1 protein-coding gene is annotated in these 553 nt (G+C 61.5%); it reads right to left on the minus strand.

Features of this window, described 5'->3' with window-relative positions; translation table 11 throughout:
- Positions 1-553, minus strand: a 553-nt coding sequence (locus M5C71_RS33595; protein ID WP_248769703.1) for an electron transfer flavoprotein subunit beta/FixA family protein, incomplete at both ends; no start/stop codon positions are given.

Raw genomic sequence — 553 nt, forward strand, 5'->3', positions numbered from 1 at the left:
TGCGAGCAGCCGGCGCTTCGACTTTCAGGGTCTTGTTGGTGGAGGCGGTGGAAACGCCCAAAGCATCCGGAGTCAGCACTTCAAGCGGCTTCTTCTTGGCTTTCATGATGTTCGGCAGGGACGCATAACGCGGCTCGTTCAAACGCAGGTCGGTGGTGACGATGGCCGGCAGGCTCAACGACACGGTCTGCAGGCCGCCGTCGATTTCGCGGGTCACGGCAACCTTGTCGCCCGACACTTCGACTTTCGAAGCGAAGGTGCCTTGGGCGTAACCGCTCAGGGCTGCCAGCATCTGGCCGGTCTGGTTGTTGTCGCTGTCGATGGCCTGTTTGCCGAGGATCACCAGCTGTGGCTGTTCCTTGTCGACAACGGCTTTCAACAGTTTGGCCACGGCCAGGGAGGTCAGCTCTTCAGCCGATTCAACCAGGATGGCACGGTCGGCACCCAGGGCCAGCGCGGTGCGCAGCTGCTCCTGAGCGGTGGACGGACCAACGGAGACGACGACGATTTCAGTCGCGACGCCTTTTTCCTTCAGGCGTACCGCTTCTTCCAC

Origin of the sequence: Pseudomonas sp. MWU12-2345, assembly GCF_023242385.1 — a bacterium.
GTDB classification, from domain to species: Bacteria; Pseudomonadota; Gammaproteobacteria; order Pseudomonadales; family Pseudomonadaceae; genus Aquipseudomonas; species Aquipseudomonas gingeri_D.